This is a genomic window from Mucilaginibacter ginsenosidivorax, assembly GCF_007971525.1.
GTDB lineage: Bacteria > Bacteroidota > Bacteroidia > Sphingobacteriales > Sphingobacteriaceae > Mucilaginibacter > Mucilaginibacter ginsenosidivorax.
The window spans coordinates 4,796,145-4,820,679 of the sequence record NZ_CP042437.1; the positions used below are offsets into that span (position 1 = coordinate 4,796,145).

The following is a 24,535-nucleotide window of genomic DNA, read 5'->3' on the forward strand; positions in this document are numbered from 1 at the left end:
TATTTTATAACTTGTAACTTGCACATTCAATAAATCAATAATTCAGTAATTCAATAATTGCCCATGACATCTATTCCACTCCAGATCATCGACCTGCATGACGATGGCTACCATCCGTTAATTGAGGTGATACTGTTTGGCAAAGCATTTATTATGGTGTTAGATACCGGGGCGTCAAAAACCGCTTTTGACCAAACCATGCTGGCCGAAGCAAGTGAGGCAACTTTTATATCTGAAAGCGACAAACTGTCAACAGGCTTAGGCACCAATACCATGCAGTCGTTCACTGCTTTAATCAGCGGCATGCAAATAGGTAGTGTATTGGTTGATGATTTTGAAGTTGCTGTACTGGACTTATCCACCATCAACATAGCCTATGGCCAAATGGGGCATCCACAGGTATTGGGTGTTTTAGGCGGCGATATATTGATGAAATATAGAGTGGTGATTGATTATGGTAAACAGCTTATTAAACTGAAAAAGCCCCGCGTTAAGCGAGGCTGATCATTATCTTTAAATAGTATCTACATATCTGTAATATACAAATCTGCACATCTTCCTATGTATCTATCTTAGCATATTTAGCGTTGCGCTCAATAAACTCGCGGCGGGGGGCTACTTCATCACCCATCAGCATGCTGAAGGTGTGGTCGCACTCTGCTGCGTTTTCAATGGTGGCGCGTTTTAGGGTACGTGTGGCCGGGTTCATGGTGGTATCCCAAAGCTGGATATCGTTCATCTCGCCCAAACCTTTGTAACGTTGTACGTGTACACTATCTTCTTTACCCGCACCTTTAAGGCGTTGTATCGCGGCGTCGCGCTGTACATCATTCCAGCAGTACTCAAACTCTTTGCCTTTTTTTACCTGGTACAATGGTGGCGAAGCGATGTAAACATAACCGGCTTCAACCAATTCTTTCATGTAACGGAAGAAGAACGTAAGGATCAGCGTGGTAATGTGCGATCCATCCACGTCGGCATCCGTCATGATGATGATTTTGTGGTAACGTAACTTGGTTAAATTAAGCGCCTTATCATCATCAGGTGTACCGCGGCTTACACCAAGGCCGGTAAACATGTTCTTGATCTCTTCGTTTTCGTAAATTTTGTGCTCCATGGCTTTCTCCACGTTCAGGATTTTACCACGTAATGGTAAAATAGCCTGGTATTCGCGGTCGCGGCCTTGTTTGGCGGTACCACCCGCCGAGTCACCCTCTACAAGATACAGCTCGCACAATGATGGATCGTTATTGGCACAATCAGATAATTTGCCTGGCAGGCCGGACCCGGTCATTACGCTCTTACGCTGTACCAGTTCGCGGGCCTTACGGGCTGCGGCACGGGCTGTAGCAGCAAGTATTACTTTGTTTACAATCAGTTTGGCCTCTTTCGGGTTTTCTTCCAGGAAGTTGCCCAATATTTCGCCTACTGCCATATCAACGGCACCCATCACCTCGTTGTTACCCAATTTGGTTTTGGTTTGGCCTTCAAACTGCGGCTCCTGTACTTTAACAGAAATTACAGCGGTTAATCCCTCGCGGAAGTCATCACCGGTAATTTCCATCTTCATGTTTTTCAACAATCCCGATTTATCGGCATATGCTTTCAGAGTACGGGTTAAGCCCCTGCGGAAACCAGCTACGTGTGTACCACCTTCAATGGTGTTTATATTATTTACGTACGAGAATACATTCTCGGAATAGGTATCGTTATACTGAAAGGCAAGCTCAACAGGGATACCATTCTTTACACCATCCAAATAGATAGGCTCGGGAATGATAGACTGGCGTGTGCCATCTAAAAACTTAACAAACTCGCGTAAACCACCTTCAGAGTAAAACTCTTCGGTAGGGAATGATCCATCCTCATTAGGGATACGCTCGTCGGTTAAACTAAGGCGGATGCCTTTATTCAGGAATGAAAGTTCGCGCAGGCGGCCGGCAAGTGTATCATATTTATACTCGGTTGTAAGGGTAAAAATGGTAGCGTCCGGTTTAAATATAATGGTAGTACCCCTTTTTTCCGTGTCGCCAATGGTTTTTACATCAAACAAAGGTTTACCTTCAGAGTATTCCTGTGTCCACACTTTACCTTCACGGTAAACTAAAGCGGTAAGGTGAATAGATAACGCATTAACGCAACTAACCCCCACACCGTGCAAACCGCCGGACACCTTGTAAGTATCCTTATCAAATTTACCACCGGCGTGTAATACGGTCATTACCACCTCTAAAGCCGATTTTTTCTCTTTAGTGTGCATAGCGGTTGGGATACCGCGACCATTATCTTCAACCCTTATCGAGTTATCTTTTAATATAAAAACCTTAATTGTGTCGCAGTGGCCGGCAAGGGCTTCGTCGATAGAGTTATCAACAACCTCATATACCAAATGGTGCAAACCTTTAACGCCTGTATCACCAATGTACATGGACGGACGCTTACGTACCGCCTCTAAACCTTCTAATACCTGTATATTATCTGCTGAATAATTGGATTTGTCCTGATTTTCTTCGCTCATATTTATTTAGTACAACAACCTTCAAAAGTACGAATTTTTGATGGCAATGACGAATGATTGTGGATAAAAAGCAAGGTGTGGGGAATTTGAAGATTTGAGGATTTGAAGATTTGAAAATTGATTTTTGAACCTGAATTTTCAAGCGGTGAAGCGCTAAACGTAATTGATTTTCAAATCCTCAAATCTTCAAATTTTCAAATAACAATACATTAGGATACTTGCAACGAAAGTTTATCTTTGTCAAACTTTTTTAAATTTTACGTGAGATAATGAAAACTACTGTTTCAACTTTAACAAAATTTGCCTTCGGGATATTAATTGCAGGTAGCATTGCCGCCTGTAACCAAAATAAAACTGCCGATAAACCAGCTTCAGGCGCTACTACCGTAAGCGATGGTAAGGATGCAATTGTTTATATCAACTCAGATACCTTACTAAGTAAATATGAGTACACGAAGGATATGAACAAACGCCTGGAAGAAAAAGGCAAAGCCTCACAAGGCGATTTGCAAAACAAAGGACAGGCTTTTCAGCGTGAAGTTGCCGAGTACCAAAAAAGTGCAGCAACATTGCCTGCCGACCAACGCCAGGCTACTGAGCAACGTTTACAACGCAAGCAACAGGAGTTGCAAGGCTATCAGCAAAATGCTACTGCCGAGTTCCAAAATGCGCAGGCTACCGAAGCAAGCAAACAATACGATAAGATTGCTGATTTTGCTAAAGCTTACGCTAAAGAAAAAGGTTACAAATTGGTGTTGTTATACTCAAAAGCAAACCCAACCGTATTATATGGCGATCCATCTTTAGATGTAACTGCTGATGTGATCAAAAGACTTAACGACGCTTACGCGAAAGAGAAAAAATAAAATAGATTTGAAAATTTGAGAATTTGAAGATTTGAAAATGAAAAACATCTTCAAATTCTCAAATTGCAGAATTCTCAAATTTTAAATAAGACCTCAACTTCGGCTGAGGTTTTTTAATTTAGAGGACTATGGAAAACACGGCACATGAAAAATTCATGCGGATAGCAATTGAGCTATCCGAGTATAATGTAAAGCAGGGGATGGGTGGCCCTTTTGGCGCCGTTATAACAAAAGATGGCATGATCCTGGCCCGTAGTGCCAACCGGGTTGTTCCTACAAATGATCCGACGGCGCATGCCGAGGTATCGGTTATCCGCCTGGCCTGCCAGGAGTTAGGCACTTATGATCTTTCCGGTTGCGAAATTTATACCAGTTGCGAACCTTGCCCCATGTGCCTTGGCGCCATATATTGGGCCCGTATTGATAAGGTTTACTATGCCAACACCAAAGCCGATGCTGCGGCAATTGGGTTTGATGACCATGATATATACGATGAACTTGCAAGCCCCATGGCTGATAGAAAGTTACCCTTTGTTCAATTGCTGCGCGATGAGGCAATAGCTGCCTTTAAGCTGTGGGAAGCAGAAGAGAATAAGACGAAATATTGATTTAATTTGAGAATTTGAAAATGCTTGTGCGATTAATCTCCACCAGTAGGTTTTTAAGGTATTTTATTTTCAAATCCTCAAATTGTCTTTTTCATTTTCAAATCTTCAAATTCTCAAATCTTCAAATTACTCGTCCTCATCTTTCTCAAAAAAATTATCTTTTAAATCGTCTATTTCCCTGCGGTCGAGTTTAGTGGGGCGGCCTGTGCCTCTGTCGCGCTTAAGGATAGGGGCGTGGAACATGGATTTGAAGGCCTGGGTTTGTTCAACCGGGGTTATGTCGAGGTAATAATCAACTGCCTTTTTTGCATCAACCCTGTTCTCCAGTAAGCCGGTAACACGGATAATCTTCCGGTCGGGGCCCTTTGATACCTGGTAGGTATCGCCAATTTTTACTTCGTATGACGGTTTTATATTTTTGCTGTCAAGCTTTACACGCCCGGCTTTGCAGGCATCAGATGCCAGTGTACGGGTTTTAAAAATGCGGATAGCCCACAAGTATTTATCAATTCTTAATTTTTCTTTTTCGGCCATTGTTTATTCAATTATGCAACTATGGATAGTCTTTAGCCCAAAGTCTTAAGTTCTAAGTCAAAAAAAAATTTAGCTTTTGACTTATGACTTAATATTACAATATTTTAGCAAGCCTGGCTGCTAAATCGTTTATATCTTTTTCCAAAGCAAGCCTAAGCACCCAATCTTCAGGTATAGTTTCAAAACTATAGTATAGAGCGGCCAGTCCGCCGGTTACAGCACCGGTTGTATCGGTATCAAGCCCCAAATTTACGGCTTTAAGTACGGCTTCTTTATACGTTGTTGTGGTTAAAAGGCACCAGATACTTGCCTCCAGTGTATGTAATACATAGCCGCTGCTACTTATTTCGCTTGCCGCTAATTCATAAATATTGCCGGCCAAAAGGCGGTCAAATAGTTTTATCTCATCTTTATTAATGCTCGTTGTATCCAGAAAAGCTGTTACTTCTTGTTTTACTTCATCGTAAATAACCCGCAAATCTCTACCACTTAGTAGTTTGCCCGCAAATTCCAGGTAGTAAAAACAGGCAACTACCGACCGGATATGGCCATGGGTAATGGAGGATACATCTTTGGTTACAGCAAACCGCTCCGTTATTGGTAAATCCTTAGTGTAAACCAATAGTGGTAAAATCCGCATCAACGAACCATTTCCGTTCGACCATGAATCAAATCCACCCGCCAGGTTAGGTTGCACGCCCCTTACAATTCTTTCAATAGCCTCGTGTGTAGTTATACCTACATCAAAAACTTCGCCCCGTGCCGTCCAAAAATTGTCGCAACGCCATCTTACAAAATTGTTGGCAATATCATGGATATTGTAGCCATTGGTTAACGATTCGGCAAGGCAAAAGGTAAGTGAGCTATCGTCAGACCATGTACCCGGCAATTGGTCATGAGTACCAAAGCCAACCATGTCTGTAACCGGTTTTTTTGCAATTTCCTCTCGTGATTTAAACTCAGCAGGAACACCTACGGCGTCGCCAACAGCAACGCCAAACAGTATATCTTTACAAAAATTGCGGTGATGCGACATTAATTTACACAGGTTCCGGTGATAATAGTTTTGGCCGGCACCTGGGCAAAATTAAACAATCCAACCAATAATACTATTGGTTGTTTTGCCAGGCCTCCAGGTCTTTTTTTATGAATTTGTGGTACAGGTATTCTGCATAACCAACGCTGATGTAATCGGGAAACTTCCAGGTTGGATAATAGGTTTTTTTAATCCACTTTAAAAAGCTAAAAAACACGATCCCGGCAATCAATATCGAAGAGATTGCCAACAAAGCGATGCAAAAAATGGCCATAGTACTCATAGTCAGGGAGAGATTAGGTTGGTAAATTAGTGTTTTGTAAAACAATAATAATGTAATTTATCATAATTATATAACTTATGTCATTAAAAATCAGCGTATTTATCCTTTGGTAAAATTGTTGGCTCAATTTTGCCTTAAGGTTTATTTTTTAATTGGCAAAATAGCTTCATTGCCCTGTTCAAAAGCAATGTGGCAACAAGTTATTAGAGCTAATCCTGTATTTTTCCTTAAAAATCCTTTTATTTGCCAAAAGTTAATTTTACCGATGCAAGATCTTAAAAAAATGATTGAAGATGCCTGGGAAGACAGGAATCTGTTGAATTATAACGAATACATTACCGCTATTGAAACAGTTGTTGAACGGTTGGATAAAGGTGAGATTCGTGTGGCCGAAATGATTGGTACCCGCTGGCATGTGAACGAGTGGATAAAGAAGGCTGTTATCCTTTATTTTCCTACCCGAAGCATGAAAGAAATTAAAGTTGGTCCGTTTGTTTTTCATGATAAAATGGATTTGAAAACCGATTATAAAGCAAATGGTGTTCGTGTAGTTCCGCATGGTATTGCCCGTTATGGCGCATATCTTGCAAAAGGTGTTATCATGATGCCATCGTATGTAAACATTGGCGCTTATGTTGACGAAGGTACCATGGTTGATACATGGGCTACGGTAGGCTCATGTGCTCAAATTGGCAAGCACGTACACCTGAGTGGTGGTGTAGGTATTGGCGGAGTGTTGGAGCCGCTGCAGGCTGCCCCGGTTATTATTGAAGATAACTGTTTCCTGGGGTCAAGAGCCATTGTAGTAGAAGGTGTGCATGTTGAGCATGAAGCCGTTTTGGGTGCTAATGTTGTTTTAACTGCCTCAACCAAAATTATAGATGTAACCCAATCAACCCCGGTTGAATATAAAGGCCGTGTGCCGGCCCGTTCGGTAGTTATACCTGGTTCTTATACCAAAAAATTTCCTGCCGGCGATTACCAGGTTCCCTGCGCACTCATTATCGGCACCCGAAAGGAGTCGACTGATAAAAAAACTTCCCTGAACGACGCGCTGAGAGAAAATAACGTAGCGGTTTAAAAGTTGTAAGTTATACGTTTTACGTTATACGTGTTTTTGAATGCATGTAAACGTAAAACGTACAACGTAAAACGTACAACATGAAAATAGGATATGATGCCAAGCGCGTTTTTTTTAATAACACAGGGCTGGGTAATTACAGCCGCTGGCTTATTAAAACGGTAGCTTATTTTCACACCGAAAATTCCTGCATTTTATATACGCCGAAGGCGAAAACTAATCCCCGGCTTGGCTTTCTTGCTCATTTTACCAATATTCATACTGTAACTCCGGCAAGTAAGTTATTTATCTCCTGGTGGCGCAGCAAGGGTATTGTAAATGATTTAAAGCGCGATAGCATCGAACTATACCACGGGCTTAGTCATGAACTACCCGCAGGCATAAGGCAAAGCGGCATCCCATCGGTAGTTACTGTTCATGACCTTATATTCATGCGGTTTCCAAAGCAATTTGGATGGTTCAATTGCTATATCTATCGTGCTAAATTGAAACATGCCTGCCGGGTGGCCGATAAAATTATTGCTATAAGCCAAAAAACAAAAGATGATCTTATTGAATTGCTGCAAATTGAACCGGACAAAATAGCGGTGATTTACCAGGGCTGCGATGTAGCATTTGATGTGGCGCAAACTGCAGCGCAAAAAGCCGCGGTAAAATTAAAATATAATTTGCCTGATAAGTACTTGCTTAGCGTAGGTACTATTGAAGAGCGTAAAAACCTTTTACTAATAGCCAAAGCGCTACAAGATATTGATAACAGCTTGCCCTTGGTTGTAGTGGGTAAAACAACCAAATACATTGATGAGGTTACCGCTTATCTGGCTGCCAATAATTTAACCCACAGGGTTACATTTTTAAACAATGTGAGGTTTGATGATTTGCCGGCCATTTATCAATTGGCATCGGTTTTCATATATCCTTCAAGGTACGAAGGTTTTGGTATTCCGATATTGGAGGCTTTAAATTCCGGTGTTCCGGTTATAGCCGCCACAGGATCATGCCTGGAAGAGGCCGGCGGGCCGGGTAGCCGGTATGTTGACCCTGATGACGCGGTTGGTTTGGCTAAAGAGGTGAACCAGATCCTTGGGGATGATATTTTAAGGCAAACAATGATTAACCGGGGCATTGAGCATGCCGCCAACTTTAACGATGATAAACTGGCGCTGCAGTTGCAGCAGCTATACACTAATATATTGAACAATGCTTAGAGACGAAGTTGCCAACGCATTTAAAGTATTACAGGATGGAGGCATTATCCTGTATCCAACAGATACTATTTGGGGCATAGGTTGTGACGCCACCAATACTGAAGCTATCAAAAAAATATTTCGCCTTAAACAGCGTGATGAAGCTAAAAGTATGGTAATATTGGTTGATACCGAAAATAAGCTGGAAAGCTACGTACAGGAAGTAAACCCTTTAGCGTATGACCTGATTGAGTATGCCGAAAATCCGTTGACGCTGGTAATGCCTGGCGCAAAAAACCTGTCGCCAGCGGTAATAGCCGCTGATGGAAGCGTAGCTATCCGCGTAAGCAATCATGAATTTTGCAAACAATTAATACAGCGGCTGCGCAAGCCCCTGGTTTCTACATCGGCCAACATCAGCGGTAAGCCATCGCCTCAATATTTTTCGCAAATTGACCAGGAAATCATCGATGGGGTTGACTATGTAGTTGACCTGGAACAGCACAGTAAAGAAATCCGCAATCCATCAACAATCATGAAGCTGGCACCTGACGGGAGTTTTGAGTTTATACGCAGGTAAAGAGGTAAGAATTGAGAGTCAAGAATTAAGACAGTAGAATTGGACAAAATCCCGTCATTGCGAGGTACGAAGCAATCTCTTTAGGACAATTTACGAACCTTTTATTGCCAACTTTCAGGCCTACTAAGCATATCGGGGATTGCTTCGTGCCTCGCAATGACGGGCGACGAAGCATGGAATCTACCTTAATTCCCCGCTCTTTCGCTGCTTTCGCTTAGGCGTTTAATCAGCTCATCATTAAATTCCTGTTCGCTTTTGTAAAGCATACTCACTTTTTCGGGAGGAAGAATTTTAGCAAAGGCGTCTCTGTAACGCTTGCGGATGGCCACCAGCTGGCTTTCGTAATAAATCTCTTTATCTATTTGTTCGGTACCGTTTGATGCCGCTTTGGAGTTATTTAGGCGCTTCAGGATGCGTACGGCTGTTAATTCCTGCTGATAAGAACGATATAACGGCCAAAACTTGCGGCCTTCGGCGTCACTTAGGTCAAGCTGCCTGCTAATATAGTTATTACGGGCCGCCTCAAGCTTGGCACCCGTTCCTTTTTTAAGCTTTGTATTAGGGGCAACCCTTCCGGCAGGTACCAATTGTTCCTGCGCGTGCAATTGGTAGCCCATTGCTACAAAAAAAAGTACCGTAAAAATATGCCTGATCAATTTAACCATTAAAACTCCTCATTAATTAGCATCTATATAATCCGACAGATTCTCGTCCACGTTAGAACTATTACTTTTCTGATTGGCATCTATTAACGTGCGGGTATCGCTCGCGTCGCTGTGCAATTCCAGGTAACTTTTTATTTCATCTACCGGTACAGACGACACCTGCTCATGTAAAAACGAGTGGTTATGATCTGGTACAGAATTACCTTTAAGCAAAACAGTAATGCTTATCAACACCGCGAAACATGCAGCAGTAGCATATCTGAATGTACCGGATGCAAGCATCTTGCGCACAATACTACGTTTATCAACAGCCTGTTTAAAGCTGATAACATTGTCGGTTTCTTCAACCTCAACGGTTATAACCTCGTTAACTGTTTTATTTAAAATGTTTTGGCTTAGCTGCTCAAAATAATTTGCCGGCACTGTAAAAGTTTCGGCGTCATTATTCATTAACTCCTCAACCGCTATGCGGCTTTGGATATTACTGCTTAACTCGTCAAAATAATTTTCAGGTATCGAAAAACCTTCATCCTGGCCATCTAAGTATTCTTCGATAGCCACCCTGCTTTGGATGTTATTATCCAGTTCCTCGAAATAATTTTCGGGAACGCTAAAACTCTCAGCGTCATTATTCACGTATTGCTCAATGGCAATCCTGCTTTGGATTTGGCTGGCTTGTTCGTCAAAAAAATTTTCGGGCGTAGTAAAACCGGTCTCTTCAGTACCTAAAGCTGCCTGGATATTAATGCGGCTTTGTATGTTGCTGTTTAATTGTTCAAAGTAATTTTCAGGAATAGTAAACCCTTCTGATGAGCTTTTAAGCTCTTCCAGCCTGATGCGTGATGTTATATGCTGCGCTAATTCGTCGAAATAGCCAGCAGGCACTAAAAACGGGTTGTTTGCGCCAACCTGCTTTAGTGACTTATAGTCATCCAGCCATTCCCTATTGTCCATATCGCTTTTCATACATAACTATAGATGAACAAAGTGCTAAAAGGTTTAACGTAATTCTGAATTAATTCTGAATTTAATCTTTTGAGATTAAATACGCCTCTATCTTCTTGACTGCCAGGTGAAAAGAGGCTTTTAAAGCACCTACACTTGTACCCAATACTGCCGAAATTTCTTCATACTTCATATCCTCATAATATTTCATATTGAATACAAGCTTTTGTTTTTCTGGCAGGGTAAGCAATGCCTCCTGCAATTTACGCTGTGCCGCATCGCCATTAAAATAGCTTGAATCGGCCAGTGTATCGGCAAGTTCATAAGCAACATCATCCAACGAAACATTATTTTTAAGTTTTTTCTTATTCAAAAAAGTAATGCATTCGTTGGATGCTATGCGGTACATCCAGGTATACAGCTGCGCATCATTTCTGAAGCCCAGCAGATTTTTCCAAACTTTTACAAAAACATCCTGGGTAAGGTCGTCTGCATCGTCATGGTCAATAACCATACGCCTTACGTGCCAGTAAATTTTTTGCTGGTATTTTTTAAGCAACAGGTTAAACGCTTCGTTACGCGTCCGCTCGTCCTGGAATTTGCTTAAAATCTCTGAATCTTCTACCTGCACCGACATTTTATAATTTTTATAGTTAAATGCTAATTAAGCATTTTTGTTTTTTCTTTCGATAACCTTTTTAACGGCCAGCACAATATGTTCTGCATCTAAACCGTATTTGGTCATCAGTTGCTCAGGTGTGCCGCTTTCGCCAAAGCTATCGTTCACAGCTACAAATTCCTGCGGGGTAGGATTGTTAACAGCCAGCAATTGCGCTATGCTATCACCCAAACCTCCAAGGCGGTTATGTTCTTCGGCAGTTACCACGCAACCTGTTTTAGCTACCGATTTTAATACAGCTTCGGCATCCAAAGGTTTGATGGTGTGGATGTTAATAATCTCGGCATCAATACCTTCTTCTGCAAGTTTTTCGCCTGCTAAAATAGCTTCCCAAACCAGGTGACCAGTGGCAAATATACTAACATCTGCGCCTTCATTTACCATCCACGCTTTACCGATCTCGAATTTTTGGTCGGGATCTGTAAAAATAGGAACAACCGGGCGGCCAAAACGCAGGTAAACCGGGCCTTCATATTCGGCAATAGCCATGGTAGCTGCTTTGGTTTGGTTATAATCGCAAGGGTTAATTACGGTCATTCCGGGCAGCATTTTCATCATGCCTATATCCTCCAATATCTGGTGGGTTGCACCATCTTCGCCCAAAGTTAAACCAGCGTGCGACGCGCAAACTTTAACGTTCTTGTTTGAGTAGGCTATTGACTGGCGAATTTGATCAAAAACCCTGCCGGTTGAAAAGTTAGCAAAGGTACCTGTAAAAGGTATTTTACCACCAATGGTCATCCCTGCGGCAATACACATCATGTTTGCTTCGGCAATACCAACCTGTACAAAGCGCTCAGGAAATTCTTTAATAAAATCATTCATTTTTAACGATCCAATAAGGTCGGCGCAAAGGGCAACCACCTGGTCGTTTTTTCTGCCGGCTTCCAGCAGCCCGGCGCCAAAGCCCGAGCGGGTATCTTTTTTATCTGTATAAGTATACTTTTTCATTTCTGTTGAGATATGGTTTTACGTGGTACGTAATACGTTGTACGTCGGACGTGTTACGTTGTACGTGGTATGTTTTGCGTTTTATGATAATTAGTATTAGTTGATCTGTTATTTTCCTGGAAGACGTAGAACGTAAAACGTCCCACTTACAACCTAAATAACATGCTCAGCCTAATAGTCGCCCAAAGTTTCTTCTAACTGTGCCAATGCCAATTTAAGCTGCTCGTCGTTAGGGGCAACACCATGCCATTTGTGGCTGCCAACCATAAAATCAACGCCGTAACCCATTTCGGTGTGCATCAATATCATAATAGGTTTGCCCTGGCCTGTGCGGCTTTTAGCCAACTCCAATGTTTTAACAACATCGGCCATATCATTACCTTTCATCTCCAAAACATCCCATCCAAAAGCTACCCATTTGGCATGCAAATCGCCAAGGGACAATACCAGATTGGTTGGCCCATCAATTTGCTGGCCGTTAACATCAATAGTCGAAATTAAATTATCAACCTTGTTGTGCGGTGCAAACATGGCTGCTTCCCAAATTTGGCCTTCCTGTAACTCGCCATCACCGTGTAAAGTGTATACTAATGATTTATCGCCATTCAGTTTCTTAGCCAAGGCAGCGCCAATAGCAACAGATAAGCCCTGGCCTAATGAACCGGATGCAATGCGCACTCCCGGTAAATGCTCATGCGTAGTGGGGTGGCCCTGTAAGCGGGTATTTAGCTTACGGAAAGTTGCCAGTTCTGCTTTATCATAATAGCCGGCGTGTGCCAGGGTGCTGTAAAACACCGGCGAAATATGGCCGTTTGATAAAAAGAAAAGGTCTTCGCCAATACCATCCATGTTGAATTTAGGATCGTGGTTCATCGCCTCGAAATAAAGGGCGGTAAAAAAATCTGTGCAACCTAATGATCCACCAGGGTGGCCCGATTGACAACCATGTACCATACGTACAATGTCGCGCCTGATTTGCGACGCGGTTTTTTCTAAGTCTTGAATTGTTGATTTCATTATTAATTTAGGAAACTGAACGGCTAAAGTAAAAATAATTATTGTTCTTTTAACACTTATTTTACTAAGTCGAGTATTTGTTGTGATGAGTTCTTGGTATCTACCTTGCTGATAACGTGGCTAATAGTGCCATCGCCGTCAATAATGAAGGTAGTGCGGGCGGTACCCATGTATTGCTTGCCATACATATTCTTCTCCACCCAAACGCCGTAGGCCTCTACAATAGATTTTTCTTCGTCGGCTATAAGCGTAAAAGGCAGGCTATATTTGGTTTCGAATTTTTTATGCGATTTTTCGTCGTCGGTGCTTACGCCAATTACTTCGTAACCTTTGCTTAGTAACGATTGGTAGTTATCCCTGAAATCGCATGATTCTGCAGTACAACCAGGGGTATCGTCTTTGGGATAGAAATATAAGATCACATTTTTACCCTTATAGTCAGATAAAGAAACGGTTTTTCCGTTTTGATCTTTTGCTGTAAAGTCGGGGGCTTTATCGCCTTCTTTTAATGTTGACATAGTTTTTGAGGTATTATCTGTAAAAATTTGCGGTAAAATCTGCAAAGTTGTTTTTGTTATCTACGAGCACCAGTTTAAAGGTATGCTTACCCGGCGTAATATCGCCGCTAAAGGTATAACTTAGAATTTTAGTTTTATAATCCAATTCCATTAAAACCCACTTATTATCAATGGTTCCGGTGTAGGTTTTAATACCCGAAAGGTTATCACTCATCCTGAAACTGATGCTGCGGGCGGCTTTCATATTACTGCCATCCTTTATATTAAGCGGGTGAATAACCGGTGGCACGGTATCCAGTTTAATAAAATAATCGCCAAAAGTGCTGGTTTGGCTTTTTACCCAGCCATCCTGGTAGTAGCCGCCTACGCAGCCCATGGTTGTGCTTACAATAACGGCCTTATCGGCATACTTGCCCAAATCAACTTCGGGTTTTATCCAAAGTTCATAATTTTCGTGTATTGGGGTAAGGCGGTTATGAATATGATGTAAGGATGAATAACCTCCTATTGGTTTTGGAGACATAGAATAAATAAAGTCCAGATCGTCATACAAATTTCCGGGCATCACGGTAACCTTTACTTTATCGGTACTAAACTCGCTCTTTTTATCGAAGTGGAATAAAGTGCCGGCTATTTTATTGGCCGCTGCATTAAACGGGCTTGCCTGTACTTTTAATGTTAAGGTTGATGTATTGCCGGCTACATCTTTAACAACGTATTCAACTTCGTGCAGTGCATTATCATTAAAGGTGATGATGCCCCGGTTTACCGATTGCGGGTACAACGAGATATGGCTGCCCGGCATAATAAAGCATTTTTGCATCCAGCGTCGTTCCAGCGTGTATGATGGATAATCGATATAAGCATTAATGGCGTGTGTTTGATCAAACGCGAAACGCTCTGCCGCGAAGGTGTACACGGTTTGTCCATCCAGCTTCAACTCCAGCGAGTAGATGCCGTTATGGTTGGCCGATGTGCTGTTCATATCGGTAGTGTTGATGCCGAAGCCCACGTTGCCGCTTAAATGCAATACCTGTGGTTTGGTCAAATGATAATTGCCCGCAGCCCCGGCAACGCCCATAAACTCGCGCGGTGTTTTTTCGCTGAAAGGGTTGCCATTAAGGTGATAAATGCCGATGGAGGTAATGGTAGGCGGCACCTGGTCGGGAATAGTCAAACCAAACAATTGCGGGTTAATGGTTTCTTCAGTTTGTGTATCCCTGATCTCGAAATGCACATGCGGCCCGGCAGAGGCACCCGCGTTGCCTGATATGGCCACCACATCGTTTTTGCAAACGGTAACCTGCGCAGGCCCCAATTTAAAATCGGCTTCGAAGGTTTGGTGTTCATACTGGTAAGCTTTTACCAACGCTGCAACAGCAGGCGTAAACGCTTGCAGGTGACCATAAACTGTAGTATAACCATTAGGGTGCGTAATATAAATAGCCCTGCCAAAGCCGCCAAATTGAACCCGCACCCTGGAGATGTAGCCATCATTTACCGCGTAAACCGGGTAACCTGTACGCTGGTTGGTTTTAAAATCGAGTCCGGAGTGGAAGTGCGCCGGCCGTAATTCGCCAAAAGAACCGGCGGTAGTATGCGGCAACAAGTCAAGTGGATAGCGGAAATAATTTTGCGGATATGGCCTGCTTTGTATGTTGGACGTTTGCGCTAATAAGTTTGCATAGATACCTGAAAATACTATGGAGAGGAGGACGATTGTTTTTTTAACCATGCTTGGTAGCGGAATATTTTTAATTCAATATTATTGTTTTTTCGTAATGTAGAGACGCATAATTGCGTCTCCCGCCTGACGGGCGGATTTGGCAGCCTTGTGTGGTTAATTTGCATGAGTGATTTGCATGCGGGAGACGCAATTATGCGTCTCTACACAACAACAACAACAACAACAACAACAACAACAGGCGCATTTTTTACTTTACCCAAAAATCCAGCATTTTTTCATCCCCGATATATCCTTCCAGCCTGTCGCCAACTTTTACCCGACCTACGCCTGCAGGTGTGCCGGTAAATATCAGGTCGCCTTTTTTTAGGGTTATATAGCGGGATACAAAGGCGATAATACTCTCGAAGCTGAAAAGCAGCATATTAGTATTGCCCTGCTGCCGGGTTTCGCCATTGATATCCAGCTTGAAATTGATATTGTAGATATCGGCAAAAGTAGCCTTGGGCACAAAGTTGCTGATTGGCGCCGAACCATCAAAAGCCTTGGCCAGTTCCCATGGCAAGCCTTTTTCTTTATGACGGGACTGGATATCGCGGGCGGTAAAATCAACTCCCAGGCCTATTTCGTCATAATAACCGGCGGCAAATTTCTCGCCAATGTGCTTGCCTTCTTTACTCACCTTGAGCACCAGTTCAATCTCGTGATGAATATCTTCCGAAAAATCGGGATGGTAAAAAGGCTTGTTATCTTTTAAAAGTGCGGTGTCGGGCTTCATGAAAATAACCGGGACAGTTGGCACCGGGTTATTTAACTCTTTGGCATGTTCGGCATAGTTGCGGCCTATGGCAATAATCTTCATATAAACGATATGCTTAAATGCCAAAGGTAAAAAAAAAGGCTGAGTGGTGAGTGGTGAGTGGTGAGTGGGAATTATGTTAAAACAAATATCCCCATTGCGAATTGCCACTAATGACTAATGACTAATGACTAATGACTAATGACTAATGACTAATGACTATAAAACAGAGATACGTTTGATAACCGATTCGGTGCCGGCTACTACACGTACAAAATAAAAGCCCCGGGTAAGCTTATTATTAATTTGGTAGTTTATATTATGGTCGCCGCCTTCAACGCGCTGGTTAAATACGGTAGTAATATCGTTGCCCAAAACATCCATTATTTTAACGGTAACATTGGTATTACGGCTAATGGTGTATTTAAGGTTAAGCTGATCGGTTACCGGGTTGGGGTATAACTGCACATCATTTAACAATTTATCGTCGGGCCGCGATACATTTACTTTTGCCGTTGATGTTACCGCGGGTTTCAGAGGTGGCAATGCCAGGTGAAGGCCGTTTTTTAAATAGGAAGGTTTACCGCCTTTAGTTTTAGTTACGTGATAAACCGTGTCGCTTTTTAATTTGTTAACATAGGCTTTTTGATGAGACGTAATCCCTTTGGCAAATGCAAAATTCATAAAAATTGCCATCGCAATTAATACGGACCATGCATATGTGTAAGTAAAAGGGTAAGTAATTTTTCGCCTCATTATTAAGTTTCCGTACAAAAGTATAAATAATGCCCTCACGGCCTAAGATATTGACGTTTTTGTTAATGTTTTTAACAAAATTTAACAATGAGGACTGTTTTATAGTATAGACTGACTAAACCCTTATACGTTTAATTCTTATTTAAGTTTGAGTGAAATAGTGTTTTTTATACATTTATTGAACGAAATGAAAAATGTAGCTTTTGGCGCTTTTTTTTGTTTAAATTTTTAACATTTATATTAATATACATCATTGGGTTTCAATTACTTCATTATTGTTTATTAAATAGCCATAAAATTTACATTATTTATAAAAAACTTCTTAATTCTTCATGAATTCTTGATAATTTGACTTTGAAATGTAAAAAATTAATATTTTTGCCGTCTCAAACTAACACATAGTGTCAAATCATAAAGATCTGCAAAAACTGTCGGCAGCCGGCCTGCTCATCAGTTTAGGAATAATTTACGGTGATATTGGTACCTCGCCATTATACGTATTCAAGGCCATTGTTGGCACCAACCACATTTCCGAAACATTAATACTTGGAGGGGTTTCGCTTATATTTTGGACGTTAACCCTGCAAACTACCCTTAAGTATGTGGTGATAACGCTGCGCGCCGATAACAAAGGCGAAGGTGGCATTTTCTCGCTGTTCTCGTTGGTGCGCCGTAAAGCCAAATGGCTTATAGTACCTGCCGTTGTAGGTGGTTGTGCATTGCTTGCCGATGGTATTATTACGCCGCCCATTACCATATCGTCGGCTATTGAGGGTTTGCAAACCTATTATCCCAATTTACCTACCGTTAAAATTGTGATAGCTATTATTACCGGACTGTTTATTATACAGCAGTTTGGTACATCGCTGGTAGGTAAAGCATTCGGGCCAATTATGTTTATCTGGTTTACGATGATGGGCGTACTTGGTATCTCCTACATAGTGCATTCGCCGGGTATCATCAGGGCGCTTAATCCTTACTATGCTTATGAACTATTAAGCTCAACCGGCAGTCACAATGCGTTTATTATATTGGGTGCCGTATTTTTGTGTACTACCGGGGCCGAAGCGTTATACTCAGACCTGGGGCATTGCGGAAAATCGAACATCCGCATCAGCTGGATTTATGTTAAAGCGTGTTTAATTCTAAATTACCTTGGCCAGGCTGTTTGGTTGCTGCAGAGTAACGGATCGGTAATGGACCTTAACGTGAACAACCCTTTTTATAAGATAATGCCCGAGTGGTTTTTGATATTTGGTATCGGTATAGCTACCGTAGCCGCTATTATTGCAAGCCAGGCGCTGATATCGGGATCGTTCACGCTGATTGCCGAGGCAGTAAGGCTTAATCTTTGGCCAAAAGTGAAAATCAACTATCCATCTGAGCAAAAAGGACAATTATACGTACCCAGTGTTAACTGGTTGCTTTGGGCCGGCTGTTTAGGTGTGGTGCTGATATTTCGCCACTCAGATAAAATGGAGGCAGCTTATGGCCTAAGTATCACCGTAGCCATGTTGATGACCACCATATTGGTATCAAAATTCCTGAAAAGGAAAAAGGTGCCAAATTACATCATCAATACATTTTTGGCAATTTACCTGGTTATTGAAGGCACCTTCCTAACGGGTAACCTGGTTAAGTTTTTGCATGGCGGCTGGTTTACACTTTCGATAGGTTTTGTATTGTTCACGGTAATGTGGACATGGCATACTGCCCGTAAAATCAGGAACCGTTATGTTAAATTTGTTGGAATTGATGATTATTACAACATCATTAACGAGTTGAGCGCCGATGAAAGCGTGCCTAAATACGCATCGCAACTGGTGTACCTAACCAGCGCCAATTTTAACTCCGAAATTGAATCGAAAATTGTTTACTCCATTTTACAAAAGCAGCCTAAACGGGCCGATGTATACTGGCTGGTTCACGTTGATGTGGTGGATGAGCCTTACAAACGCGAATATGAGGTTGACTTTTTGATCCCTAATAAACTGATCCGTATCGATTTTAAACTGGGCTTCCGGGTTGAGCAGCAAATTAATCTGTTGTTCCGTAAAGTGGTTGAAGACCTGGTTAAGAAAGGCGAAGTTGATATCACCAGCCACTACAAATCATTAAATAAGCATAAAATTGTAGGTGACTTTAGGTTTGTGGTGATCGAGAAAATTTTCTCCCGCTCGCATAGCTTATCATTTTATGAGCGCTTTATCATGGATTTTTATGTTTACCTGAAGCATTTAAGCCTTTCAGAAGAACGGGGTTTTGGTCTGGATTTGAGCTTTGTTACGGTTGAAAAGGTACCATTAATGTTATCGATACCTGATGCCATTGAAATTCATAGGGTAAATTAGGCCTCGCCCGGCAATCTGCAAAGAAGAACGCCCGGATTTTGTAGCAGTTTTTACTAAAGTAGAATATTTAAGCCTTCCTGTTTGGGGAGGCTTTTTTTATCACCTTTGCTGATTTTTTCAAATATTATCATCGTGAGTATGTTTGATACATGTTTTGTTCAACTCTTACCCTTTGGAAAGTGCAGGCGGGTAAATAAATTCAGTATTACTACAGATTGTTTTTACATATTTACAAAGCTGAAGTAATATCCTGTGAATAAAAAAATACAATTAACCTTATTAGCCCTGCTTTTTGCAACTGGTTTATTTGCCCAGGGTGCCGACCTTAACCTGCTTAAAGCTATTAACGGGCCGCCAACCGGTGCCGATAGTAAGTGGAAGTTTATAAGTGATAAAGCTGTTATTGTAAACGTAGCCGCCCCTATAAGTTTGGTTGTTGCCGGCTATATTAACCACGATGACAATCTTAAAATAAGCGGTTTGCAAACGGCCGCGTCGTTTATAGTTGCCGGAGGCGCAACTTTTGTGGGTAAAAAGTTATTTAACCGCGATAGGCCTTTTGTTACCCATCCCGATGTGATATATGCCAAAGAATACCCGACAGACCCGTCATTCCCGTCGGGGCATACCGCTTTTGCATTTTCTACTGCTACATCCTTAAGTTTGGCTATTCCTAAATGGTACGTGATAGCACCATCGTTTGCATTTGCCAGCGCGGTGGGCTATTCAAGAATGTACCTGGGGGTGCACTACCCAAGTGATGTTTTGGGTGGGGCAATAGTTGGCGCTGGCTCGGCATATCTTACCTGGAAGTTGCAGAAATGGATTGTGGGGAAGAAGCCTCACCCTGCCCTCTCCAAAGGAGGGGGGGCTTACTAAACGAGTAATATACCTCTAAGAACACTGCGTATTTTTCTAAAATTCAAGCTTTTAAACCCAAACCAATACCAAGGGAAGAGGTCTGGTTAAATTTTTCTGTTGGGTTGTTTATCTAATACTTCTTTGATATTCAGAAACACATTTTGAGGATACCTTAATACTTGGTCATTAGTAAATCTTATGACGTCGAAACCTAATTCATTTAAAACTGCCGTTCTTAAATCGTCTTGCTCCTTAGTAAACAGAAGATATCCGCCATCTACTTCAATGACCAATCCTTTACCTAAACAAACAAAATCAGCAATATAACCATCAATGGCATGCTGTCTTCTTATTTTATAGCCTTTTTTGTTATTCCTTAAAAGCTGCCACATCACGTTTTCTGCTTCGGTAGGATGCCGCCTGTTTGTTTTTGAATTCTCTTTAAGAATCTCCCATAAAATAAGATCGGAAGTTTCGAACCCTTGCCATTTACGTTTAGTGCCGGTAATATTTACATCGTTTTACTCATGAAACTAATTGAACCGATTATATGTTAGTCATGAAATCAGAATCTATTATTTGAACGGGATGCGCCGAAACCAACCCTGCAAATCAAAAGCCCTCTCCTTTGGATAGGGTTTGGGTGAGGCTTTTTTTCATATACCCTCTCACTTCCTCATTAATATCCTCCTTCAAATACATCCGGAAGTAATGATTGTGCTGGTTGGTTCCGGGCACTGTTTTTATTTTGCTGAAGCAGAGGTTATCGGCATATATTTCATCAAACGGAAAAACTACATCAATAAAGTTTTTACCTAATTGGGTCACGTAGGCAAAATTGGTGCGCAGGCCAAGCGCTATCATACTTTTAGTAGGATAAACTTTGATGGGTGCCATGGCTAAAAGTTCTTCTACCAGGTAATCAAACAGCTCAACCGTTTGGGTGGATTTACCATCCAGAAAATCGCCCAGGTTACGTTCACGACAGGAATGTACCTGGTTGGTATTTGCAAATTCGCGGCTGCAAATGGGGCATATCCACATAAAGTTATCTGTTATGCCGCTTTAGCGTCCCTGCCTAATACACTGTTTTTGTAGCTGTAGGTAAAGTAAATAACCAGCCCTATTACCAACCATATCAGGAACCGTAGCCAGTTGGTGTAGCCAAGCTCGGTCATGAGGTAAAAGCAGCTCATGAGCCCTAAAACGGGTATCAGCGAGAAGTTTTTGAGGAAGCTATACACAGCTATAATTATAATGAGAATAAAGAACAGGTAATTAGGGAAGTTGTACAGGAAGCCATCAAAACCAATATGGTATTTTTTTAGCTCGCTGATAGGTGTTGCCCGTAGGGCGCTGTTAAATCTATCTTCTTCCAGATCTTTAAAATATTTTTTTTGCGAGGCAGAGTCGGCCAGGGTAGGGGTGCCGGTGTTGAGTTTAACTGCAGAAGCGTATACGGCCTTTATTTCGGCTGCATTAAGGGCGTCGATAATAGCGGGTTTTTCTCTCAGTTTCTTAAACTGCATCATTTCAACCTGGGGAGCGGGTTTAAAGTAAACTATCGAGCCCAGGATAACTATGGTTATCAATGGTACTATGTATTTGCCATTGGCATATGGTAAATGAAATTTGCCTTTAACCGCCTCTTCACGTGGCAGTAATAAAACACCGCCGCAAACCAGCACAAAGGCAAATAGGGTGCCTATACTTGTTAAATCGGTAACCTCGGTAAGGTTCATGAATAAGGCAGGTATTGCCACCACAAAACCTGTAATTACAGTAGCAAAGGCAGGTGTATGATATTTAGGGTGAATGCGGGAAAAGGCTTTTGGTAATAAACCATCGCGGCTCATGCTCATCCATATACGGGGCTGCCCTAACTGGAATATTAACAGTACGCTTGCCGTTGCAATTACGGCGCTTATGGATATTACGTAGCTTACTTTATGCAAGCCAACTTTAGCAAATACAAAAGCCAGCGGATCGCCCACCTGCAAGTCTTTATAACTTACCATGCCGGTAAGCACCAGCGCTATCAGGATATATAAAACCGTACAAATAATAAGGGAATATATCATACCGCGTGGTAAGTCGCGCTGTGGCTTTTCACATTCTTCGGCCGTGGTGGAAATAGCATCAAAACCAATGTAAGCAAAAAATACGCCCGAAACGCCTTTCATAACACCGCCAAAGCCATTAGGCATAAATGGGTGCCAGTTGGCCGGGGTAACATAAAAAAAGCCAACTACAATAACTGCAATAACAATTAATATCTTTAGGATAACCATGGCATTGGTGGCCTTTTTTGTTTCGCGGATACCAACATAAACCAGGTAGGTAATAATAAAAACAATACCCAGGGCCGGCAGATTAGCTATCAGCTTAAAATTACCTAATCCGGGGGCATTATCCCAGGCAATGGCCCCGGCTTTCAGCCTGTCGGCAATATCGGCAAGTACTGCCCCATGTTTGGTTACAGCTTCGTGACCTCTGAGGGCCGAAACATAATCCATGGTAAGGTATTTGGGTAAATGAATATTAAAGCCTTCAAGCAGGTTTACAAAATATTCGCTCCATGATATAGCTACAGCAATATTGCCAATGGCATATTCCATCAATAAATCCCAGCCAATTACCCAGGCTATCAGTTCGCCAAAAGAAGCATATGCATAGGTATAAGCGCTGCCCGCTACCGGTATGCGCGATGCAAATTCGGCATAGCATAGTGCCGAAAATCCGCAGGTAACGGCAGTAACAATAAATAAAAGTGAAACAGCCGGCCCTCCGTGAAAAGAGGCTTCGCCGATGGTGCTGAAAATGCCTGCGCCAACTACGGCGGCTATCCCCATCAGGGTTAAGTCTTTAACGTTTAATTCTTTTTTTAGCTGGGAGTTTACTGTGCCGGGATGTTCGCTATCGCTGAAACCGCATTCAACATCATGTAATATTTTCGAGACCGATTTTTTACGAAATATGCTTTTCGACATTTAATTTAAATAATAAGTGCAACCTATTCCCAAACATAATCATTTTTTTGCATTAGATAAGTATATGCTTACTTTGCATCATGAAGATAGGGGTACAAGATGTTTTATACAGGATAAGGCCATTTTTTTTACTTTACCTTATTGTTTTGTGCGCCTGTTTGGTTATCAAACTACTATATACCCGCGAGCAGATTTTTTTTGCGGTAAACGGATGGAACAGCCCCTGGGCCGATTATATTGAACCCTACATGACCGACCTTGGCGACGGCCTTACTGCGGTTACACTCTCGTTGGTTTTTCTGTTATTTAGCTATCGTAAATTCCTGCTTTTGGCTTCAAGCTACCTTTTAACCGGGTTTGTGGCCCAGGTAATTAAATATTTTGCCGATGCACCACGGCCCAGTTTATATTTTAAAGATCAATGGGCACCTGTACATACAGTTAAAGGAGTAGAAATACTAACGTATAACAGTTTCCCTTCGGGGCACACTACCAGTGCCTTTTCGGCAGCAGTGGTGCTGGCCTACCTGGCAACAAAAAAAGGCTGGGGTATCCCAGCCTTACTCATGGCCATATTAATTGGCTATTCAAGAATGTACCTTACCGAACACTTTTTTGAAGATGTTATAGGTGGTTCGGCTATCGGGGTTATAGTTACTGTTTTGTGGCTCACCTGGCTGGAAAACAAGCAGTTTATCCATTCCGAAAAATGGCGTACCGGGTTAATCAAAACAGTTTTTAAATAATTACCCTTCGGCAGCAAGTCTTTTTTTGCGGCGAATGGTTACCAGTACAATAATAATAATGAGCGGCAGCCCGCCATACAACCCAATTTTTACCGGGGTTGATAACCCTTTGGCGTTCGAAATATACTGATCATGACGTTTCAAATCGGGCGCTACTTTAATCGAGTTCGAAAACTCGTTCAGCTCGGCTTTGGCAAGCTCGGTCCTGGCTTCGGGGTAGTAATATTCAAAAGTATAAGTTACATCCTGCGTGTACAGCAAAATAAACTTTCTTAATTGGGCCGCTTCACCGGTCGATCCGCTGTTATCAATCCTTAAGGTAAATACCCGTGCTTCAAGGTTGCCGATGGTAGTGTCGCGCGGATTCATAATACTACCGTTGCGCGATTGTTTCCTGATGCCATCGGCAAAAGTATTAAATACCTTTTTCAGGTCCCGTTCTTTATTCAACGGCTTGTTGTTGGCTGCGTTTTGAGCGCGTATTACACTTATAAATCCGAGGGAGGCGGTACCCTGGAAAATTTGTTGACCTAATGTATCTTTCTTGGTAAAGTTTGCTGGTAAAGAGACCGTAACCAAACTATCAATCTTTACGGGTTTAAGTACCTGACTAAAACCTAAAGTCGCAAACAGGACGAGGCTTAAACTTAAAATTGTCTTTTTCATAGATTGTTTAACTATAAAAAGAGCAAACAGTTTTAAAAATAATCAGTAATGACTTTTTTTTACGATAACGGAAAAATGGTAATTGCTTGTTTTTTAATTGGTTGGCAAATGGTGACTAATGAGTAATTCAAAAATCGCGATAACAATAATTGGTTGTTTATACAATCTGTGCCTGGCTCCATTTAGCTTATGAACTAATTTTTCTAATCAGTTG

General features: G+C 41.9%; 26 protein-coding genes. 9 read left to right on the plus strand and 17 right to left on the minus strand.

Annotation, left to right across the window (positions count from 1 at the left end; translation table 11 throughout):
• The first annotated feature begins 63 nt into the window (after positions 1-63).
• On the plus strand, positions 64-504 hold the full coding sequence (locus FSB76_RS20045; RefSeq protein ID WP_147056447.1) for an aspartyl protease family protein: 441 nt from the start codon (positions 64-66) through the stop codon (positions 502-504).
• 55 nt (positions 505-559) lie between these two features.
• On the opposite strand, the gene gyrB is transcribed toward FSB76_RS20045, so the two are convergent.
• Complete coding sequence (gene gyrB / locus FSB76_RS20050) at positions 560-2,518, minus strand: DNA topoisomerase (ATP-hydrolyzing) subunit B (RefSeq protein WP_147056453.1); 1,959 nt, start codon at positions 2,516-2,518, stop codon at positions 560-562.
• A gap of 269 nt (positions 2,519-2,787) precedes the next feature.
• Between gyrB and FSB76_RS20055 the strand changes: the two genes are divergently transcribed.
• A complete protein-coding gene (locus tag FSB76_RS20055; protein WP_147056454.1) occupies positions 2,788-3,384 on the plus strand; it encodes an OmpH family outer membrane protein in 597 nt (198 codons plus the stop codon).
• 128 nt (positions 3,385-3,512) lie between these two features.
• The gene (locus FSB76_RS20060) at positions 3,513-3,992 is read left to right on the plus strand and encodes a nucleoside deaminase (RefSeq protein WP_147056456.1); all 480 of its coding nucleotides are present in this window, start codon (positions 3,513-3,515) and stop codon (positions 3,990-3,992) included.
• Positions 3,993-4,118: 126 nt separating this feature from the next.
• On the opposite strand, the gene FSB76_RS20065 is transcribed toward FSB76_RS20060, so the two are convergent.
• From FSB76_RS20065 to FSB76_RS20075, 3 genes are all read right to left on the minus strand, one after another.
• A complete protein-coding gene (locus FSB76_RS20065) occupies positions 4,119-4,526 on the minus strand; it encodes an RNA-binding S4 domain-containing protein (RefSeq protein ID WP_147056458.1) in 408 nt (135 codons plus the stop codon).
• A gap of 94 nt (positions 4,527-4,620) precedes the next feature.
• The gene (locus FSB76_RS20070; protein WP_147056460.1) at positions 4,621-5,562 is read right to left on the minus strand and encodes an ADP-ribosylglycohydrolase family protein; all 942 of its coding nucleotides are present in this window, start codon (positions 5,560-5,562) and stop codon (positions 4,621-4,623) included.
• Positions 5,563-5,635: 73 nt separating this feature from the next.
• Positions 5,636-5,845, minus strand: a complete 210-nt coding sequence (locus FSB76_RS20075) for a hypothetical protein (RefSeq protein WP_147056462.1) — start codon at positions 5,843-5,845, stop codon at positions 5,636-5,638.
• 265 nt (positions 5,846-6,110) lie between these two features.
• Between FSB76_RS20075 and FSB76_RS20080 the strand changes: the two genes are divergently transcribed.
• The 3 genes from FSB76_RS20080 (at position 6,111) to FSB76_RS20090 (ending at position 8,693) form a co-directional block, all read left to right on the plus strand.
• Entirely contained in the window at positions 6,111-6,926 is an 816-nt protein-coding gene (locus FSB76_RS20080; protein WP_090651304.1) for a 2,3,4,5-tetrahydropyridine-2,6-dicarboxylate N-succinyltransferase, read from the plus strand.
• Between the two features lie 80 nt (positions 6,927-7,006).
• On the plus strand, positions 7,007-8,134 hold the full coding sequence (locus FSB76_RS20085) for a glycosyltransferase family 4 protein (protein WP_147056464.1): 1,128 nt from the start codon (positions 7,007-7,009) through the stop codon (positions 8,132-8,134).
• Positions 8,127-8,693: an L-threonylcarbamoyladenylate synthase gene (locus FSB76_RS20090; RefSeq protein ID WP_147056466.1), complete on the plus strand. Its 567-nt coding sequence runs from the start codon at positions 8,127-8,129 to the stop codon at positions 8,691-8,693. Before FSB76_RS20085 ends, FSB76_RS20090 begins: the two co-directional genes overlap by 8 nt.
• Positions 8,694-8,878: 185 nt before the next feature.
• Here the strand turns inward: FSB76_RS20090 and FSB76_RS20095 are convergent, their stop codons facing one another.
• From FSB76_RS20095 to FSB76_RS20135, 9 genes are all read right to left on the minus strand, one after another.
• Positions 8,879-9,358 carry a hypothetical protein gene (locus FSB76_RS20095; protein WP_147056469.1) on the minus strand — a complete coding sequence of 160 codons (480 nt, stop codon included), beginning with the start codon at positions 9,356-9,358 and terminating at the stop codon, positions 8,879-8,881.
• A gap of 12 nt (positions 9,359-9,370) precedes the next feature.
• Positions 9,371-10,324 (minus strand): hypothetical protein, encoded by a 954-nt coding sequence (locus tag FSB76_RS20100; protein WP_147056471.1) that lies wholly within the window; start codon positions 10,322-10,324, stop codon positions 9,371-9,373.
• 61 nt (positions 10,325-10,385) lie between these two features.
• Entirely contained in the window at positions 10,386-10,940 is a 555-nt protein-coding gene (locus FSB76_RS20105; RefSeq protein WP_147056474.1) for an RNA polymerase sigma factor, read from the minus strand.
• Positions 10,941-10,967: 27 nt separating this feature from the next.
• The gene (locus tag FSB76_RS20110) at positions 10,968-11,933 is read right to left on the minus strand and encodes a transketolase family protein (protein WP_147056476.1); all 966 of its coding nucleotides are present in this window, start codon (positions 11,931-11,933) and stop codon (positions 10,968-10,970) included.
• 171 nt (positions 11,934-12,104) lie between these two features.
• The gene (locus FSB76_RS20115; RefSeq protein ID WP_147056478.1) at positions 12,105-12,950 is read right to left on the minus strand and encodes a transketolase; all 846 of its coding nucleotides are present in this window, start codon (positions 12,948-12,950) and stop codon (positions 12,105-12,107) included.
• A gap of 56 nt (positions 12,951-13,006) precedes the next feature.
• Positions 13,007-13,468, minus strand: a complete 462-nt coding sequence (gene bcp, locus FSB76_RS20120) for a thioredoxin-dependent thiol peroxidase (RefSeq protein WP_147056480.1) — start codon at positions 13,466-13,468, stop codon at positions 13,007-13,009.
• A gap of 13 nt (positions 13,469-13,481) precedes the next feature.
• A complete protein-coding gene (locus FSB76_RS20125; protein ID WP_147056482.1) occupies positions 13,482-15,203 on the minus strand; it encodes a M23 family metallopeptidase in 1,722 nt (573 codons plus the stop codon).
• Between the two features lie 199 nt (positions 15,204-15,402).
• The gene (locus FSB76_RS20130; protein ID WP_147056484.1) at positions 15,403-16,014 is read right to left on the minus strand and encodes a fumarylacetoacetate hydrolase family protein; all 612 of its coding nucleotides are present in this window, start codon (positions 16,012-16,014) and stop codon (positions 15,403-15,405) included.
• Between the two features lie 156 nt (positions 16,015-16,170).
• Positions 16,171-16,635: a T9SS type A sorting domain-containing protein gene (locus FSB76_RS20135; protein ID WP_158642943.1), complete on the minus strand. Its 465-nt coding sequence runs from the start codon at positions 16,633-16,635 to the stop codon at positions 16,171-16,173.
• 473 nt (positions 16,636-17,108) lie between these two features.
• Between FSB76_RS20135 and FSB76_RS20140 the strand changes: the two genes are divergently transcribed.
• The gene (locus tag FSB76_RS20140) at positions 17,109-19,058 is read left to right on the plus strand and encodes a KUP/HAK/KT family potassium transporter (protein ID WP_147056488.1); all 1,950 of its coding nucleotides are present in this window, start codon (positions 17,109-17,111) and stop codon (positions 19,056-19,058) included.
• Positions 19,059-19,310: 252 nt separating this feature from the next.
• A complete protein-coding gene (locus FSB76_RS20145) occupies positions 19,311-19,937 on the plus strand; it encodes a phosphatase PAP2 family protein (protein WP_147056489.1) in 627 nt (208 codons plus the stop codon).
• 86 nt (positions 19,938-20,023) lie between these two features.
• Here the strand turns inward: FSB76_RS20145 and FSB76_RS20150 are convergent, their stop codons facing one another.
• The 3 genes from FSB76_RS20150 to FSB76_RS20160 form a co-directional block, all read right to left on the minus strand.
• Positions 20,024-20,428 carry an endonuclease domain-containing protein gene (locus tag FSB76_RS20150; protein ID WP_147056491.1) on the minus strand — a complete coding sequence of 135 codons (405 nt, stop codon included), beginning with the start codon at positions 20,426-20,428 and terminating at the stop codon, positions 20,024-20,026.
• A gap of 103 nt (positions 20,429-20,531) precedes the next feature.
• The gene (locus FSB76_RS20155) at positions 20,532-20,963 is read right to left on the minus strand and encodes a DUF5655 domain-containing protein (RefSeq protein ID WP_225976255.1); all 432 of its coding nucleotides are present in this window, start codon (positions 20,961-20,963) and stop codon (positions 20,532-20,534) included.
• A gap of 11 nt (positions 20,964-20,974) precedes the next feature.
• Positions 20,975-22,909, minus strand: coding sequence for an amino acid permease (locus FSB76_RS20160; protein WP_147056494.1), 1,935 nt, complete (start codon positions 22,907-22,909; stop codon positions 20,975-20,977).
• An 80-nt stretch (positions 22,910-22,989) separates the two neighbouring features.
• Between FSB76_RS20160 and FSB76_RS20165 the strand changes: the two genes are divergently transcribed.
• Positions 22,990-23,655 (plus strand): phosphatase PAP2 family protein, encoded by a 666-nt coding sequence (locus FSB76_RS20165; protein ID WP_147056496.1) that lies wholly within the window; start codon positions 22,990-22,992, stop codon positions 23,653-23,655.
• Here FSB76_RS20165 and FSB76_RS20170 read toward each other — a convergent pair whose 3' ends face one another.
• Positions 23,656-24,321 (minus strand): hypothetical protein, encoded by a 666-nt coding sequence (locus tag FSB76_RS20170; RefSeq protein WP_147056498.1) that lies wholly within the window; start codon positions 24,319-24,321, stop codon positions 23,656-23,658.
• Positions 24,322-24,535: the final 214 nt, after the last annotated feature.